The 15685-nt window shown below is 30.7% G+C and carries 16 protein-coding genes; 1 reads left to right on the top strand and 15 read right to left on the bottom strand.

The annotated features are described in order from the left end of the window. Window position 1: 1 nt before the first annotated feature. Entirely contained in the window at window positions 2-367 is a 366-nt protein-coding gene (locus ACZLO7_RS08495; protein ID WP_464938881.1) for a GntR family transcriptional regulator, read from the bottom strand. Between the two features lie 595 nt (window positions 368-962). On the opposite strand from ACZLO7_RS08495, the gene ACZLO7_RS08490 reads away from it, so the two are divergent. Next, window positions 963-1496 (top strand): GNAT family N-acetyltransferase, encoded by a 534-nt coding sequence (locus ACZLO7_RS08490; RefSeq protein ID WP_464938880.1) that lies wholly within the window; start codon window positions 963-965, stop codon window positions 1494-1496. A 154-nt stretch (window positions 1497-1650) separates the two neighbouring features. On the opposite strand, the gene ACZLO7_RS08485 is transcribed toward ACZLO7_RS08490, so the two are convergent. The 14 genes from ACZLO7_RS08485 to ACZLO7_RS08420 form a co-directional block, all read right to left on the bottom strand. Continuing rightward, window positions 1651-2586 carry a polysaccharide deacetylase family protein gene (locus tag ACZLO7_RS08485; protein WP_464938879.1) on the bottom strand — a complete coding sequence of 312 codons (936 nt, stop codon included), beginning with the start codon at window positions 2584-2586 and terminating at the stop codon, window positions 1651-1653. A gap of 37 nt (window positions 2587-2623) precedes the next feature. Next, entirely contained in the window at window positions 2624-3319 is a 696-nt protein-coding gene (locus tag ACZLO7_RS08480) for a GNAT family N-acetyltransferase (protein WP_464938878.1), read from the bottom strand. A gap of 71 nt (window positions 3320-3390) precedes the next feature. Continuing rightward, window positions 3391-5022 (bottom strand): GNAT family N-acetyltransferase, encoded by a 1632-nt coding sequence (locus ACZLO7_RS08475; protein WP_464938877.1) that lies wholly within the window; start codon window positions 5020-5022, stop codon window positions 3391-3393. 26 nt (window positions 5023-5048) lie between these two features. Further along, a complete protein-coding gene (gene murJ, locus ACZLO7_RS08470) occupies window positions 5049-6563 on the bottom strand; it encodes a murein biosynthesis integral membrane protein MurJ (protein WP_464938986.1) in 1515 nt (504 codons plus the stop codon). A gap of 73 nt (window positions 6564-6636) precedes the next feature. Then, window positions 6637-8019: an O-antigen ligase family protein gene (locus ACZLO7_RS08465; RefSeq protein WP_464938876.1), complete on the bottom strand. Its 1383-nt coding sequence runs from the start codon at window positions 8017-8019 to the stop codon at window positions 6637-6639. Further along, window positions 8009-9049 carry a glycosyltransferase gene (locus ACZLO7_RS08460; RefSeq protein ID WP_464938875.1) on the bottom strand — a complete coding sequence of 347 codons (1041 nt, stop codon included), beginning with the start codon at window positions 9047-9049 and terminating at the stop codon, window positions 8009-8011. Before ACZLO7_RS08460 ends, ACZLO7_RS08465 begins: the two co-directional genes overlap by 11 nt. A 26-nt stretch (window positions 9050-9075) precedes the next feature. Further along, window positions 9076-9771 carry a CpsD/CapB family tyrosine-protein kinase gene (locus tag ACZLO7_RS08455; protein ID WP_464938874.1) on the bottom strand — a complete coding sequence of 232 codons (696 nt, stop codon included), beginning with the start codon at window positions 9769-9771 and terminating at the stop codon, window positions 9076-9078. Then, window positions 9764-10495: a YveK family protein gene (locus ACZLO7_RS08450; RefSeq protein ID WP_464938873.1), complete on the bottom strand. Its 732-nt coding sequence runs from the start codon at window positions 10493-10495 to the stop codon at window positions 9764-9766. The genes ACZLO7_RS08455 and ACZLO7_RS08450 overlap by 8 nt, the downstream gene beginning before the upstream one ends. 43 nt (window positions 10496-10538) lie before the next feature. Beyond that, window positions 10539-11366, bottom strand: a complete 828-nt coding sequence (locus ACZLO7_RS08445) for a tyrosine-protein phosphatase (RefSeq protein WP_464938872.1) — start codon at window positions 11364-11366, stop codon at window positions 10539-10541. Window positions 11367-12385: 1019 nt separating this feature from the next. Next, the gene (locus tag ACZLO7_RS08440; protein ID WP_464938871.1) at window positions 12386-12826 is read right to left on the bottom strand and encodes a hypothetical protein; all 441 of its coding nucleotides are present in this window, start codon (window positions 12824-12826) and stop codon (window positions 12386-12388) included. Window positions 12827-13279: 453 nt separating this feature from the next. After that, window positions 13280-13582, bottom strand: coding sequence for a hypothetical protein (locus ACZLO7_RS08435; RefSeq protein WP_464938870.1), 303 nt, complete (start codon window positions 13580-13582; stop codon window positions 13280-13282). Between the two features lie 2 nt (window positions 13583-13584). Beyond that, window positions 13585-13782, bottom strand: a complete 198-nt coding sequence (locus ACZLO7_RS08430) for a helix-turn-helix transcriptional regulator (protein WP_464938869.1) — start codon at window positions 13780-13782, stop codon at window positions 13585-13587. 387 nt (window positions 13783-14169) lie between these two features. Next, window positions 14170-14397, bottom strand: coding sequence for a small acid-soluble spore protein Tlp (locus tag ACZLO7_RS08425; protein WP_464938868.1), 228 nt, complete (start codon window positions 14395-14397; stop codon window positions 14170-14172). 317 nt (window positions 14398-14714) lie between these two features. After that, the gene (locus tag ACZLO7_RS08420) at window positions 14715-15137 is read right to left on the bottom strand and encodes a DUF4871 domain-containing protein (RefSeq protein WP_464938867.1); all 423 of its coding nucleotides are present in this window, start codon (window positions 15135-15137) and stop codon (window positions 14715-14717) included. Window positions 15138-15685: the final 548 nt, after the last annotated feature.

Below are 15685 nucleotides of genomic sequence, written 5' to 3'. Positions count from 1 at the left end.
TTTATTCCCCCTGATTATCAATTAGTTTCTTAACCTCATCAATCGAAATCCCTAGACGATTCGCTTCTTCTAATAATGGCTTTAAGAAAACATCGGTAAATTCATTTTTTCTTTGTTGTAAAATCTTCCCTGTTGCTCCTTCTTTTACAAACATACCTATTCCCCTTCTCTTATATAAAATCTCATCCTCAACTAGTAAATTTAAGCCCTTCCTCGCTGTTGCTGGATTAATCTGATAAAATTCCGCTATTTCATTCGTGGAAGGTACTTGTTGCCCTTCGAGAATATTGTTATTCAAAATTTCATTCGAAATGATTTCTGAAACTTGTTGGAATATCGGTACTTCACTATTTACATCTAATTTCAAAGCCTCTCCCCCTTATACTAACCACCGTTAGTTAGTCGGTTAGTTACTTGTGTAACTAACTATATAACTATATGTAATTAATGTCAATAAACAAATTTAATTCCTTTTCATTTGAATTTATATTCATTATTCTTAACAAAAAAACTCAAAGTCCAATTTATGACTTTGAGTTAAAGATTTAGCAAGCATCCTTTTAGGACAATTCGCTTTCTAATTTATGTATTTAATGTTTTGTTGCTATTAATGGTTAATAAATCTAAGGGTACTTTGACAGTCATGAACATGTTCTCTGAGGTGAATATATCATCCGTTATATTACGAAGTAGTAATTAGTGTCTTTTTATTATATACAAGGTATTTGATAAACCTCTTTATGATCGTATTGCTAGACAGTGTCTGCAACTTCATTTTCAAGTCCAATTTTCCATCTTCCACTTATTACATTTTAAATTCAAAATTTATACAATTTAACGTTAATATGTATTATAATACATAGGGTTATATGATTGTCACATAGCTACATCATTCTACTTTTTCATTTGTTATGATGATATGTAAAATCACATTTAATTTTATTTCAAGGAGGATGGAGAGATTGTTCCCAATTTTAGAAACAGAAAGACTGATATTAAGAGAAATCACAGTAGATGATACCTCTGCAATCTTCGATTTATTCTCTAATAATGATGTCACTCGCTACTATGGTATGGACTCGTTTACAACTACTAACCAAGCTAAACAGCTAGTAGAAGTTTTTGAGAAAAACTATAAAGAAAATCGAGGGATTAGATGGGGGATTGAGGTTAAGCGTCATGAAGGGATTGTAGGAACAATCGGATTTAACGCATGGCACCAGAAGCATAAGAGAGCTGAGATTGGTTATGAACTTCATCCAAATAATTGGGGTAAAGGATATGCAAGAGAAGCTGTTTCTAAAGTAATAGAATATGGCTTTAATTTTCTTGATTTAGAACGTATTGGTGCTATTGTCTATTTAGAAAATGAAGCATCTAGTACATTATTAACAAAACTAGGATTCGAAAAAGAAGGTATCTTAAAAAAATATATGTATCAAAATGGCACTTCATATGACACGACTAGTTTTTCCTTATTGAAAAATAGATTTTAACTTTAGATGCTATCAACAATCATTTAAATAATTCGTCACAACAAAAAGGATTTCCTTCAACATAATAAGCTAGATATTTATAGGATTAATACATTGATGCTTGCACATATATAAAACAAAGTCCGAAAAGAAATTGATTTCTCCCTTCGGACTTTCAACTTTTCTTGCTCAGATTAATTAAATCTACAAAATCTCTCATATGAAAACTTTGAAAATTATATTTCCTCTTTAAATAATCCATATGCATTAATATTTCTTCAAGATATTGTAGGTTTTTTTCGATATTCTTTCCAAAATTATGTGGATGCCACCATAAATGATAATACTCATTGTTTTTAGCTGCTTTCGTTAGACTTTTTTTAATTCGTTGTAAACGAAGTCTCTCTAATATTCTTAACTTATTACTATATGGTCTTAAAAAGCGGCTAGATGGTACATTAATAATCGGGTGGGTATCTACTTTTTCCAATTTATAACTATGATGACCGGATATATTTATATAATTATCGGCTAATCGAAGTATTCGCTTTATTGTTGTATTCTTTTCTTTAATGTATGGTCCATATATCCAGCTATCTTCATTCCCACGATAAGCAGTTATTCCATATTCATTACATAACTTCAGATAATCATAATTAACTTGGTTCCTAGGAAATACTAAGGAAGTAACGTCCTCTTTTAAATTCACCACCGCTTGCAAATCCTTTTCAAAATGCTCAATTCGCTGTCCGGCTTCTAGGCAATAGTAGTGAGTGAACGTATGTGAGCCAATCTCTTGATTTGGAAATTCTTTAATTATTTTAACAAGTGACTTTCCATAATGATACGAATCATCTTGTTCATCTTCACCGACTTGAGAAAGGTTATATACTGCCGATAAAGATGGATTTTCATATGGAATATCTAAATTTTTCAAACAAGTTAAGAGTTCCCTTTTATCTTTGCAATAAAGCATTCCAACAATAGCCCAGGTGGCATGAATGTCGTACTTTTGAAATAACTGCAATATTCTAGGGATTGCTAAGCGAGAACCTAAAATATTTTCCCCGTAATTTTCAATAGTAAAAACATCATGTACTCCCCAATTCAACTCAAAATCTAATGAAATAATTAGAGCCCCCAGTTCTTCATCCTTTCCTCATTTTTTTTGCGCGTAACCAAAGAACGAATTGACCAATTCTTGAATTGGCTTTATATCCGGAATAAACATGAGCTATTTCCCCACCAAATTCCATTTTGAAATTACGAATATTTTGATTCGCTGTAAGCCCACCCATATCAAAAATCTTATGTTTTTGCTCTTTTAAAAAAAGTATGTTTTTCCAAATCAAATATCTATTTGCTTCACTTAATAACCTTTTTTCTTCAGTCTTTTCTTTCATCCGAAAGTGGGAAGCAGAATATAAGCAAAAAGCTATGCCCCCGTCTGTTATATATACTCGATAACAAAGTACTTCCATTGCTTCATTCATAACTTTTGTAATAATAAGAGCATTCTTATCCTTTAACTTATTCATCGTATTTACATGAAAGGAATTACAAGAATAAGTGTTTACAAATGCTGAGAAATGATTATAAAACTTTTGAAATGCTCTAATATCTCCCATCGACGGTTTTTCAAGTACTTCTATATATAAATTCTTGCATGCAGCTTTTTTTATTTGCTTTCTATTTGTACGATGCAAACTTTTATATAATTCTTCTTCACTTTTCGTTAAATCGATAAACAGTGTTTCCAATTGCTGAAGTTGCTTTTTAGGGACTAGGGAGTGTGAGAAACCCTCAATATCTGTTAGCTTTTCACTTGAAACATTCTCTCTCAAAAAATAATAGCTGTTCATTTTGATACTTAAAAACTTTCTCTCTAATAGAATAATAAAAGGCACCTTCTCTTTTAAATTTCTACTTCTTTTTTTATTTTTTTCTTCCCTAAAATTCTTGAGTATGAAAGCCTTTCAGTGATTTTAAAATCATATGACTCAAGTGTTTGAATACTCTTCTGATCACGTTTATTTACATGCACAAAAATGTACTTTGGTCGATATTTTAATTGGGCAAAAGAAAGAATCTGGTCTAAATTTTTATTTTCCCAATCCCTAATATAAATACTTTTTTTCTTTAGATTTTCTACTACTTCAATGTCGTCTATCCGAATTACATTTTCATTAACCCAAAATGCTTTACTCACATCAGTTGAATAATAACCTTTATAACCGTTATATATTTTTTGCAACATTTCTTTTCTATTCTGCTTTATTTCAAGAGCTATTTCAGGGGTTACTATTTCAAAGTGACTTTTTGTTTCTATTTCACTTACGGTTAATTTAGCTATTATATATTGTTTTCTCTCGTATACAAAAGGGCTCAACCTATTTTTCCAAATATCTTTCCATAAATGAAATTTCTCCTTATTTCGTAGATAGTATTTTAATTTACCAATCGTGTTTCTTCGAAAAATAACCACTGAATAATGCTTTCTAAGCTTAGAAAATATAGTTTCTTTTAGCCATAGGAAATTTCGAAACATCCTTGCTCGTATAGTATTGGTAGAAAAAACTGTTTTTCTCGTATAATCAAGATCCGTATTCCACTCTAGTTTATAAGGTTCATACCCTATGCTCATATCAAGTTTATGAAACCCATCGTCTATATTCCTTTTAATTTTCTCTTTAACTAAAATCCTGCCAGGACCGTAGACATCAAAATCGGAATCATGTCCTAAAACATACCCCAAATATCTTCCTCTACAAGCAAATCCATAAGTAAATGCAATCATTTCATTTCGTAATTTCAACGTGGTTAAACGTACACGTAACTTTCCACTATTCTGTTCTGCCAAGTATTTAAAAAAAGATTGCTTTCGATTACTAGAAAATCCGCTTGTATCATTTTTCTTTTGCCATCGTTTCTGATGCACTTTAAATACTTGATTTATCTCCGTTGGAGGAGATATCTGTAGTTCAACATCACCTAGTGTTCTCAACCTTTTTTCCCTTCGATCCAACCCATGCAACTTGTGGCGAGGTTTCAAATACTCTACATAAGAAATGTTTTTCAAATCAATATAAGGAGTGACAATTCGGTAATATCGTTCCTTCATATTTCTAGCTTTCAAATAATTAGAAAGTTTAAAATGTGTTTCTACACTTTCTAATAATCCATGCAAATAAAAGACTATACTTTTTTTCTCTTTTATTAACTCATCAAATACAAACATGATGACACAATCCAAATCTCTTTTCCTTGCAATTATATCCATATAATTAGCATCGCCAAGAGCTAAAAAATGCAGAATATATCCGTACCAGGTTTTTTCTGATTGAAATGGAAAAAATGCAATAATACGATCATTTTCTTTTACCGCATATATTTCCACTTTCTCATCCTCACAAAAAAACTTCCACCAATTATAAACAAATTCAAACTCTATAAATGGATTCGTATTCTCATTTTCTTCTAAAATAACCGACCATTCTTTCTCGTATCTCCCCAAGTCCATATACGTAGTAATCTTAATGAGCTCCAAATTATCCTCCGTTCGGTTTAGGTTTGTTATAGACGTATTCTATCTCGCAAGAAATTTACTAGTAACTTCGATTCTTGTACTTTTAACAGTGTAATAATCATGAAATAAATAATGCTTCCTAAAAGGATACTTATACTCATTTTTAAAAATATGCTCCAATCTGTGAATACATATTTGTTAAAAAAATATAAGAAAAACCCCATTACGCTGGACGCTACAGTTACTTTCATAAAGGTGATTAAATTCCCCTTCAAACCGAATGCACCTATTTTTTTTCGAAGCTTTATACCTAAAAGAGTAGAGCAAAAGAGTGCAGAAATACTTGTGGCTAATGCAATCCCACTGATTCCCATATATGAAGATAAAATAACACTTAAGATGATGTTCAAAATAACTGCCATAGAAGCATTATACATAGGGGTTTTCGTATCCTGGAGAGAATAAAAAGACCGATTTAATATCTCACGGATACCATACCCTATCATCCCTATTGAATAGAAGAAAAGTGCATGAGTTGTCATGTCTATTGCACGTTCATCAAAATGTCCATGTCCAAAAAGTAATCTTATTACAGGTTCTGCTAGAATCATTATGCCGATACTAGCAGGAACTACGATCAAAGTGACAACCGAAATTACTTCACTAATTGACCTTTTAAAGTCTTCTTTATTTTTTTGGACAGCCATATTAGAAATAAGAGGAAACATTACTGTAACAAATGAAAGAACAAAAATACCTTGTACAAAATCATTTAATCGACTAGCATACGTCAAAGCAGAAACTCCTCCTTCCACTAAAGTAGAAGCAAGAGTTTTATCAACCATCAAGTTGATTTGGTCAATGGATATACCAATCATTATTGGAAAAACGATAACTGCCATTTTCTTTATATTCTTGTCGTTAAACTGCACAATCGGGACATATCTATAATTTGTTTTCTTTAAGGAGGGGATTAAAAAAAGCAGTTGTATAAACGCTGCTATAACACTTCCAATTGCTAATGCAATGATATTCGTTTGAGTACTAACAATAATTGAAATGATAATAATAAAATTGAAAGGCAAACCAACCATAGCAGGTATTGTGAACTTTCCATACAACTGTAAATAACCTATAAAAAGCTGAGTAATGCTAGTAAAATATATACCTACTAACCCTATTCTTGTGAAGAGAACAGCAATCCTTAATGTTTCTCCATCGAATCCTAACGCAAACAGCTTTACTAACAAGTTAGAAAATAGAAGACCAATTAATATGACACCAGTAGTTACTATTACTACAATATTGATAAGATTATTCGTAAAATATGTGGCAGACTGATGTCCTTCTCCATGCTCGATTTGCTTAAACATTGGAATATAAGCAGTAGATATCCCTGAAATAATAAGACTAAACAATACGGATGTAATGGTAATGGAAATAATATATGCGTCACTCGTAGAAGTAGCACCGTAAAAAAAGGATAGTGTGATATCCCGTAGAAATCCAGAAACTTTTGATAGAACTGTAATAACCATCAAAAGAACGGCAGTCTTTTTTATAGTTTCTATGATTTGTCCTTCTTTTCTATTTATTTATGTTATAACGCTATACTTTTTAACGGTATTACTCTCTTTATGCATTCCTCATCAAATAATTATTTGATGAATCAAACTCTTGTAGGTTTTTTATTGCAAAAAGGAGTAAAAGGAAAAAACTTTCATTAGACATTGCATTTAGCGATAAATAACTAATTCCCATACAGATAATAGGTAGCCAACTTATGAAATCATTTTTTATATTCTTTCTTTTAGCACTTCCATATTTCAAAAGTGTTGCTACAAATGTCATAAAAACTAGGAATCCTATTAATCCCCAAACAACTAATAGTTCTAAAATAATATTATGTGCCTGAAGTTGAATGCCTGATCTAAGGTGATAATCTTGAATTCCTATTCCGAAAATCATATCTTTTGTATCTGACATTAATAATTGAATGTATTGTTCCGCGAGTACATTTCTATTACTTGTAAGAGCTGATGGATCACCAATGAAATCTGTAAACCTAGAAAGTAATACGTTAATTATTGACTTAAAATCCGCAATAAAGAAGATAGAAAACAGAAAGAGAATACTAAACACAGAAATAATAAAAAACAGTATTTTTTTATTTTTCTTCATTTTAAAAATGATTTTTATTAGTAATAACATCAATAATAATGAGATAACTAGTAAAAACATTCTCGACAAGCTTAGTACACCAAAAGCAACGAACAGAACAAATACTAATGGATAAATGAACTTAAGAAGTTTTTTTGTCTCACGATTTACGAGATACAGTAGTAAAAACAAAGAAATCATAATATACATTGAAAAATAATTGGGATCTCCTGCTCCACCTTTAAATCTAATAGTCGCATTATTTGTCATTAGTGTTCCGTATTTCTCAAGAAAATCTAATACACCGTATATTATTGAAATAAATACACCCGAGATAGAATGTATAATTACTATTTTATGATTATATGTTTTCAGAGAATAAAAAAAATAGAAAGAAACGTATAAAATAGCAACACTCCAACTAAAAAGCAAAATAATCGATTTTATATCATAATAAAAAATGTGACTCCATTCATAAGCAATATATAATCCAATAACTAAAAGAAAAATTTTATTAATGGGATTCTTAAAATTTGATATGCATACTTTAAATAAAGCAACTCCCATTAAAACATTTATTATTGGCACAGACATACCTGAAATAGGGATAAACATTACTGCTAAATTGGGAATTAACGAAATTAATATTGCAAAAGCATAGTTTGTTGATATGAATAATATACGGAATGCTAAATAAGTAGCTAGGCAATAAACCAAAATATTAATATTTAACAACTTGGCACTTAAAATACAAAATCCGATGATATATAAGTCTATATAACCTAAACTTTTACTGAATAATCTCCCTGTTTTTTTAGAGGTATAAGTCAAGTTTTCTTTTAGAAGTTTAGAGGACACTACAATACACCTGCTGCAATTGATTCTTATAATCTTCCATATTAAACATTTCTTTCGCTTTTTTAGAAGCCATTAAAGACATCTCTTCATATTCATTCTCTGAAAGTGAAAGTGTTATTATCGCATTGATAAACTCTTGATCGTCTTTACAAATAACCCCACAATTACTATTAACAATACTTTCTATTCCTTCAAGTTTAGGAACTACTATTGGCTTGCCCATGGATAACGCTTCAATCGCAACCATTGGTAACCCTTCAGATTTAGATGTCATTACTAGGAATTTTGAATTTTGTAATACTGGATATGGATTATTCATAAATCCTATTAAATCAATATTCTTCTCTAACTCTAATTTCTTTATTAAATCACTACATTGTCTTTCTAGACTTCCTTCCCCCATCATGACTACTGAAACGGTTGGAATCTCTTTTACCAATTGAGAGATAATATTAATAAACCGGAATGGATCTTTTACATCTTCTAATCTACCTACAAATGCTACGTCATATCTTTTATCAGTTGATAGTGATGCCCTCTCAGCTATCCATTTTACATCTACAATATTTTTTATAACGATTGATTTTTTGTTAAATATTCGTGATAAAAATGTCGATTCTTTGATTGCAGGTGTAACTACTATTATTTTTTTTATTTTAATACATGCTAGGAAAAATAGAATTGATAATTTATTTACACTTTTCAACCATTGTGGAAATTGATGAATATGTGATACTACAGGGATATTAAAGCTCGCTACTAAACTTAGAAGCGTTGCAGTAAAATCATGTGCATGAATAATATCAGGCTTCCATTCTTTAATTACTTTCCTTATTTGTATGATTGATAGTTTATTCATTGGAATATAAGTAATACCTCTATTAAACAGTATTTTTTCAATACTTCCCCTTGGTGATGCATAGGCCGATTCGGAGAGTTCAGATAAATTATTTATAATACACATAGCTACATTTTCAGCACCAGCTAGTCCATCAGTACTGAGAATATGTAAGACTTTTTTTTTCATCATCTTCTCCTTCCATTGCACAAAATTTTCTACTCTTTTTCCCCATAATATTGATAATAATAATGACCTTTTTCTAATTTAAAATTGTTAAGGATCGTACCTATAATATTTGCTTTGGAAGCTTGAAGTACTTCCTTAGCCTTAACAGCATACCTTTTCTCAGTTGTACCCGAACTGATAACAAGAATAGTACCATCACACTTTTCAGATAAAACTTGCGCATCTGCTACTGAAAGGACTGGAGGGGCATCGAAGATTATAATGTCATATTTAACTTTCGCCTCTCTTATAAATACGTCCATTGAAGTCGATCCAAGAAGTTCAGCCGGATTTGAGGGTATCGGACCACAAGTTATTAAATCTAATCCTTTAATACCGGATTCTTTAACTACATCATCGATTTTCCATTGGATCATTAGCAAGTTAGTAAATCCCGGCGAAATTAACGTATTAAACGTATGGTGCATAGTGGGTTTTCTCAAGTCTGCATCTACGAGAAGTACCTTTTTACCTTCTTGAGCAAATGCAATAGCAGTATTAGCTGCTACTGTTGACTTGCCCTCTCCTTTTGACGCTGAAGTAAAAAGTAATGTATTAAGTTGCTTATCGTGCATGGCGAATTTGATATTGGCTCGCACCATTCGAAATTGCTCTGAAACGATTGATCTTGGACCTGTACTTGTCACTAGCTTTCTTCTATGTTCCTTTCTTTTTTTCTTAAACATCCAACTCCCCTCTCTTCTTTTTACTTTTCTTTGTTTTTTTCGGTTTTTTTTGTGTGATCGGACTAACCAAACCTAGAATCTGTAACTCCATTATTTCACTAGCATCTTGTTCTGTTTTTATAGTTTTATCTAAATATTCAATGAGAAATGCTATTCCTACTCCAACCATTAATCCAATAAGTGCCGCAATAGCCATATTGAGAATTGGATTAGGACGAATTGGTTTTATATTTTTTGTAGCGACTGCAGGTGAAAGTATTTTAACGTTATCTACATTCATAAGCGTAGGTATGTCTTTTTGAAAAACTTCTGCAGTCATATTGGCTATTTCAACAGCATTGTCCAGATTTGGATCTTGAACACTGACATTAATAACTTGTGAATCTTGCTCACTGCTTACGTTTATATTATTATTGAGTACTTCTAAACTGATGTTCAGGTTAAGATTATCAATTACTTTGGATAAAATAACTGGGCTTTTTATAATGACACTATAGGTGTTAATAAGTTGTAGATTTGTTTGTACATCCTGAGCGATGAATTGCTTATTTTCAATTTCCTTTTGACTTATTAAAATTTGTGTCGATGCTTCATAAATTGGTGTTAACAAGAAGTAACTAACTCCACCTGCAATAGAGACCGCTAAAATAAAGGTACTAATGATGAGTAAGAGCCTTTTCTTTATTGTTTTAAATAGTTCCTGTAGACTTATCGTTTCTTCCATAAGAGTTGTCCCTCCTTTTGCGTTTCTTTGGTATGCATTCAATTCACTTATCTCGAGCTTTTTTAAAACTGATTGGTCGCTTTGGTTGAAAGTCAGTACCAAATACGACGTGTTTAGCATTTTCGCTATAATAAGTAACGTGATCCTCAGAAAACTTTTCTCGTACGTATTGATAGGCCGTTTTCAATAAAAAAGGTCGCCTAACAGGATGATGTGCATCTGAAGATATAAAGTGAACCAAATTATGTTTTATCAAATATTTTATGTATTTTTTTATTGCTCTACCATTTACACCAATCAAACTGGAGGCAGTGACTTGTACGAGAGAACCTTTATTCACTAGTTCATAAAGCTTCTGCTTGTCTTTTCTAAATACCATATTCCTTTCAGGATGCACTATTATAGGTATAAACCCTTTCAACTGGATTTGGAATAGGATATCAAATGTGAAGGTAGGAATGTGATTTATCGGTAATTCTATTAATATATATTTTCCACTATTCGCTAATGTTATTAGTTCCTTACTTAAATCAGCTATCATGCCATTATATAAATGTGTTTCTTGCCCCGGTAGAATTTGCAATGGAATTGCTTTATCATTTAATTCCTTATTGAAGTTGACCACAGCCTCTTCTACTACAGAGGATGGGTTCATATATTTTCCATCATGATGATGAGGAGTGGCAATAATATGCGTTATTCCATTTGCTACTGCATTGTTAGCAAGTAAAATTGCCTCTTCAATCGACTTTGGCCCATCGTCAAGTCCGGGTAATATATGATTATGAATATCTACAAGCAATCGCTCCGCTCCTCTATTATTGTAATGACTAAAGATGTCAATAAAATATTTCTTATTTGTAACGAACATTATATCTCCTTAAATACTCGTAGATATGAGCTCTATAAGTAAGTTTATTCACCTTTTATAGTAAAAAGAACTAAACAAATTTAACTTTTGAAAAGTGGCTGAATAGAAAAAAGCCGCCCTTTGATTTGAATCCAGGACAGCTACTGCAAAAATTTCTTTTATATACTTTTTTTCTTTGTAATAATTAAATCATTTGAAATAGCTTTTCAAATTTACTTCCTAAAACCATTTCTTTCGTAATGCATCTTTGTCCCAATCAACAGCCGAAATACCTGAAACTCTCACAACTATTAATGTAATAGAGAACTTCAGTTGTTTTTCGCTTTGTACGTAGGAGAATCTAGAATAGAATAAATTGTATTTGATACAAGCTTCACCTTTTTTGACCCTAGCTGTGCTCTTTGTATACTTGAAGCAGATTGAAAACCATTGGCATTTAATCTTTAAACACAACAATACTTCCTATACTAAGCATGTTTTTTGAATTTTCACGTAATATTTTGACCTTAAATGATTTACCTTGAAAATACTTAAATACCTAAAAGACGAAGGTTAAATAAATTCAATATCGCCTTTACTACAAACAGTTGAAGTACCATCGCCCTCAACTTTTCCCTAAAATACAAAAATGCTATTTTATATATAATTTTACATTTACGTCACTTTAATTTTAGTAGTTGGTTGTAGCGAACAGTATAAGACAGGTGAATTTCTTTTAGGGAATTTTGGTGTAAATTTCAAAGACAAAATGAATTTTTTGGAGCAGATCCATTAAAGAAATCTGGAATATATGGTGATTTAGATATAGGGGATATAAAAAGTATAAATAATTTAGAAATCAAAGGTGAAGGAAGAATTTTGCTCAAACTTTCAATGGAAGATGTAAAAGAAGAATATTTAACATCTTGTGATTGGATTTCAGGACATATAGAAATTTCCACATAAAAAAACATCCCAATTGTTAGGTTTAATATCTAACAATTAGGATGTAAATCCTTCTTAAATTTTTCTACAATATATTATTTTATATTAATATCAAAAACATAACTTATTTTTCCTTCTTTCCATCTTGCGATAACTTCATAAATATAAGTTCCCCCATCCGATGGAAGAGTTATTTCATTATCTTTGAGTTCAATAGTATCACTTGTACCATCTGCATTCAATTGATTCACGATTATTGAAGAAGGATTTTGTTCAATTTCAATTTTTAATTTATTACCTTTTTTAACTTCTAATGTATCAAACCCAACTGCTAAGTCATTTATATCGGAATTACTAATTTTTTTAGCTTCAAAATCATCTTCTTCCCATTCGAAATTACCTATCATCATTGTATAACCTTTATTATCCACAATAACTTTGCCCTGTGCTTGGTTATAAGTATTATTTAATGAAGATATCCCATTACAACCAGCTATAATAATAACAATTAACATTAAAAAAAATATTCTTTTCATTGCAATATTCACCTTCTAATCTCTTAAATTATATGATTCCACTTAGATTTAATAACATGTTACAGATTTAAGTTCACGATCCGCCAAAATAAGTAAAGCTAATAGGATGACGAAAGATCCTAACAAAGTAACAATGGTGAATTTGCTAATTCCACTTTTCTTTTTTTGATTCAATACATAAGATATTTATGTACTTATTTAAGCTATTTCTTATGATATTTTTTCGAATTACAATGTCGTTTTCTATTTGTAGAAACTCATAAAATCCAGGGGCACAATAGTGCAATTTAAAAATAGCTGATACCGAATATTAACAAAAAAGAATAGCAATAGTTAGAAATACTTCCTTTCACTTCAAAAGAATTACCACTCCGCACTTTGAATAGAAAATCACAAATTTAAAGTAACTACCAATGTTAAATAATCCTACAAATAGAGTTCGATATAAATATTTTAATTTTTACTTTGGGCAACTGCTGCTCCTATGATGTAGGATAACATGTGACCTACATAAATCGCTGTAATTAAGTAAAAAGCCAGTAAAGAATCAAAAATAAAAAGTGCTAAAAACCATACAATGACAATAATCCCTGTTGACGCAAACCATGCATATGAACGCCCTAAATGATGGATACGATTATACCGCTCATCAACAATTTTCTTCTTTTTTAAGTACATATGGTTTCCTACAGTTGTTAATAATATAATTGCCACTACAAAGGTAAAAATTCCAATTCCCATCCACATTCTTTCCATTCTTATTCCTCCTCATAAATAAAAACATCTTCAATTGAACAGTTGAATAATCGAGAAATCTTAAAGGCTAAAGTAATTGAAGGATTGTATCGTTCCTTTTCCAATGAAATAATTGTCTGTCTAGATACTTCTAACTTTTCTGCAAGATCATCTTGCGTGTAATGATTTTGTACCCGAAATGCTTTAATGTTATTTTTCATTTTATCTCCATCTTCTTAGTAAAGTTAACTTTACATTTATTTTAATTTACAATTTATCCAAAGTCAAGCTTACTTTACATCAAAAAGGAATATAAATGGAAAAATAATCTATATTACTGTGTTTAACAAAAAAAGGATACATTTAAAATGCATCCTTTCTTCATCAATTAGCTGTTGTTTTTCATTTATCCATACATCATAAATTTTTCAAGGTAACGCTTACGATATGCTTATACCTGCTCATCTGATTGAACGAACTTGTTCATATTCTGTTTCCATTAAGAATATCAGAGCACGACCATAACACTAAAAGAAGGCTGAAATGAATGTATATAAAATACTATTATTTCGGCCTCCATGATTCCTGCTTTAAACTGCTTTTTCTAGTTACTGCTGCATCTTGTCTTGCATTTCCTTTATCTTGATATCTATTTCATGTTTACGACGTTGATTTTTTTCCTGAAGATTTTCAAGCTCTTCTTCACCTGCAAATTCCATACTGATTTCAGCTTCATGAATATTCTTTTTCGTATTTTCAATCATGCTTTGAATTCTTGCTACACTGTCCGATCTGTCATTTGATTCATTAGAATTTGGATGATGTTGATCCGCCATTCATTGACCTCCTCATTCATTCATTTATAAATTACTTTATTAGTTTGTTTTTCTTTGTACACTTTATACGTTAATGAATAAAGAAAACCATCCTTTTAAAAATAACAAAACAAGGATAAAATCTCCTGTTAATTAGTATTTTAAGCCCCCAAAAGAGTCATAAAGCAAACGATATCAGTCATACTAACATGCCGATAAAAAGAAATTTCACATCTGTTAACTCGTATCGGAGGTAATGGGAGAATGAATACATTATTGAGCTTTATTCTATTAAGAATATCGTTATTTACTCCAGTTGGTTGTTGATTTAATAAACATTATTTTTTATTCACATTAACATAAATAGAATCGAAGAGTTTATTATCTAAGTAAACATCAAGTTTCCACATTCCACTTTTTTTGAACTCCATATTACTTGGAATACTAATGTCTGCACCATTATTAGGACTAATTTTCAATTCTCGTGTTGTCTCAGGTATTATGATAATTTCTTCTTCACTACCTTCATGAGTACCTAAAACTTTAAATTTTTTTTCCAGTTGATCTTTGTCTCCCCATAAGTGCCACATGAATTTATTTCCCCTCCCCTCCACAAGAGGCATCATATCTTTATCATAAATAAAACCTACACGTCCTTCGATACCGATCATTTTATAAGTACCTGACTCAAATATTTCACTTTCTTTCCAATCATGAGATATTTCATCTTTACCATTACATGCGGAAATAGTAACCAACAAAAATAAGATTGCAAATATACTCGCTTTTTTTATAATAACTAACCACCTCTTATTTTTTACAATTTCACCATTATATTAATACTGAAAACACCCACTCTAACAAAAAACAGAATATTCTTTCTTTGTTGAATTAGACCACTTAAGTGGGGTTTTATTCTTTCTTTATCTTGAGCTGCTGCAATCGATTAAATTGCTCTTCCTCTACCGCTGTTTTTAAAGCCTCGTTTGCGTAATTCAAGTGAAGATTTTCCCCAACAGTTCGGATTTGAATATCACTAAATTACTCACTCGTTCGATGCCATCCTATTACTTGTATTTCCCTCTTTTTAATAGCTGTTTTGCATAAGAATGGCCAACTTATGGATGCCTTTAAGTATTTGAATGGCATCAATTTGATTTAAATATTCCAATCGAAATGGAAACATCCTTTCTTAATGGTATTATGATATAGTTGTAAACTTAACATCTCCGTTACTCCATCATTAAAATACTAATCAAATTTTGAAGTAATTAAATATTAATATAATATTATTTATTGGTTTATTTAG

It is taken from the genome of Viridibacillus sp. d25.2 (assembly GCF_055456015.2).
The sequence above is the reverse complement of the archived record's forward strand: the minus strand, read 5'-3'. Positions and strand labels throughout refer to the sequence as shown.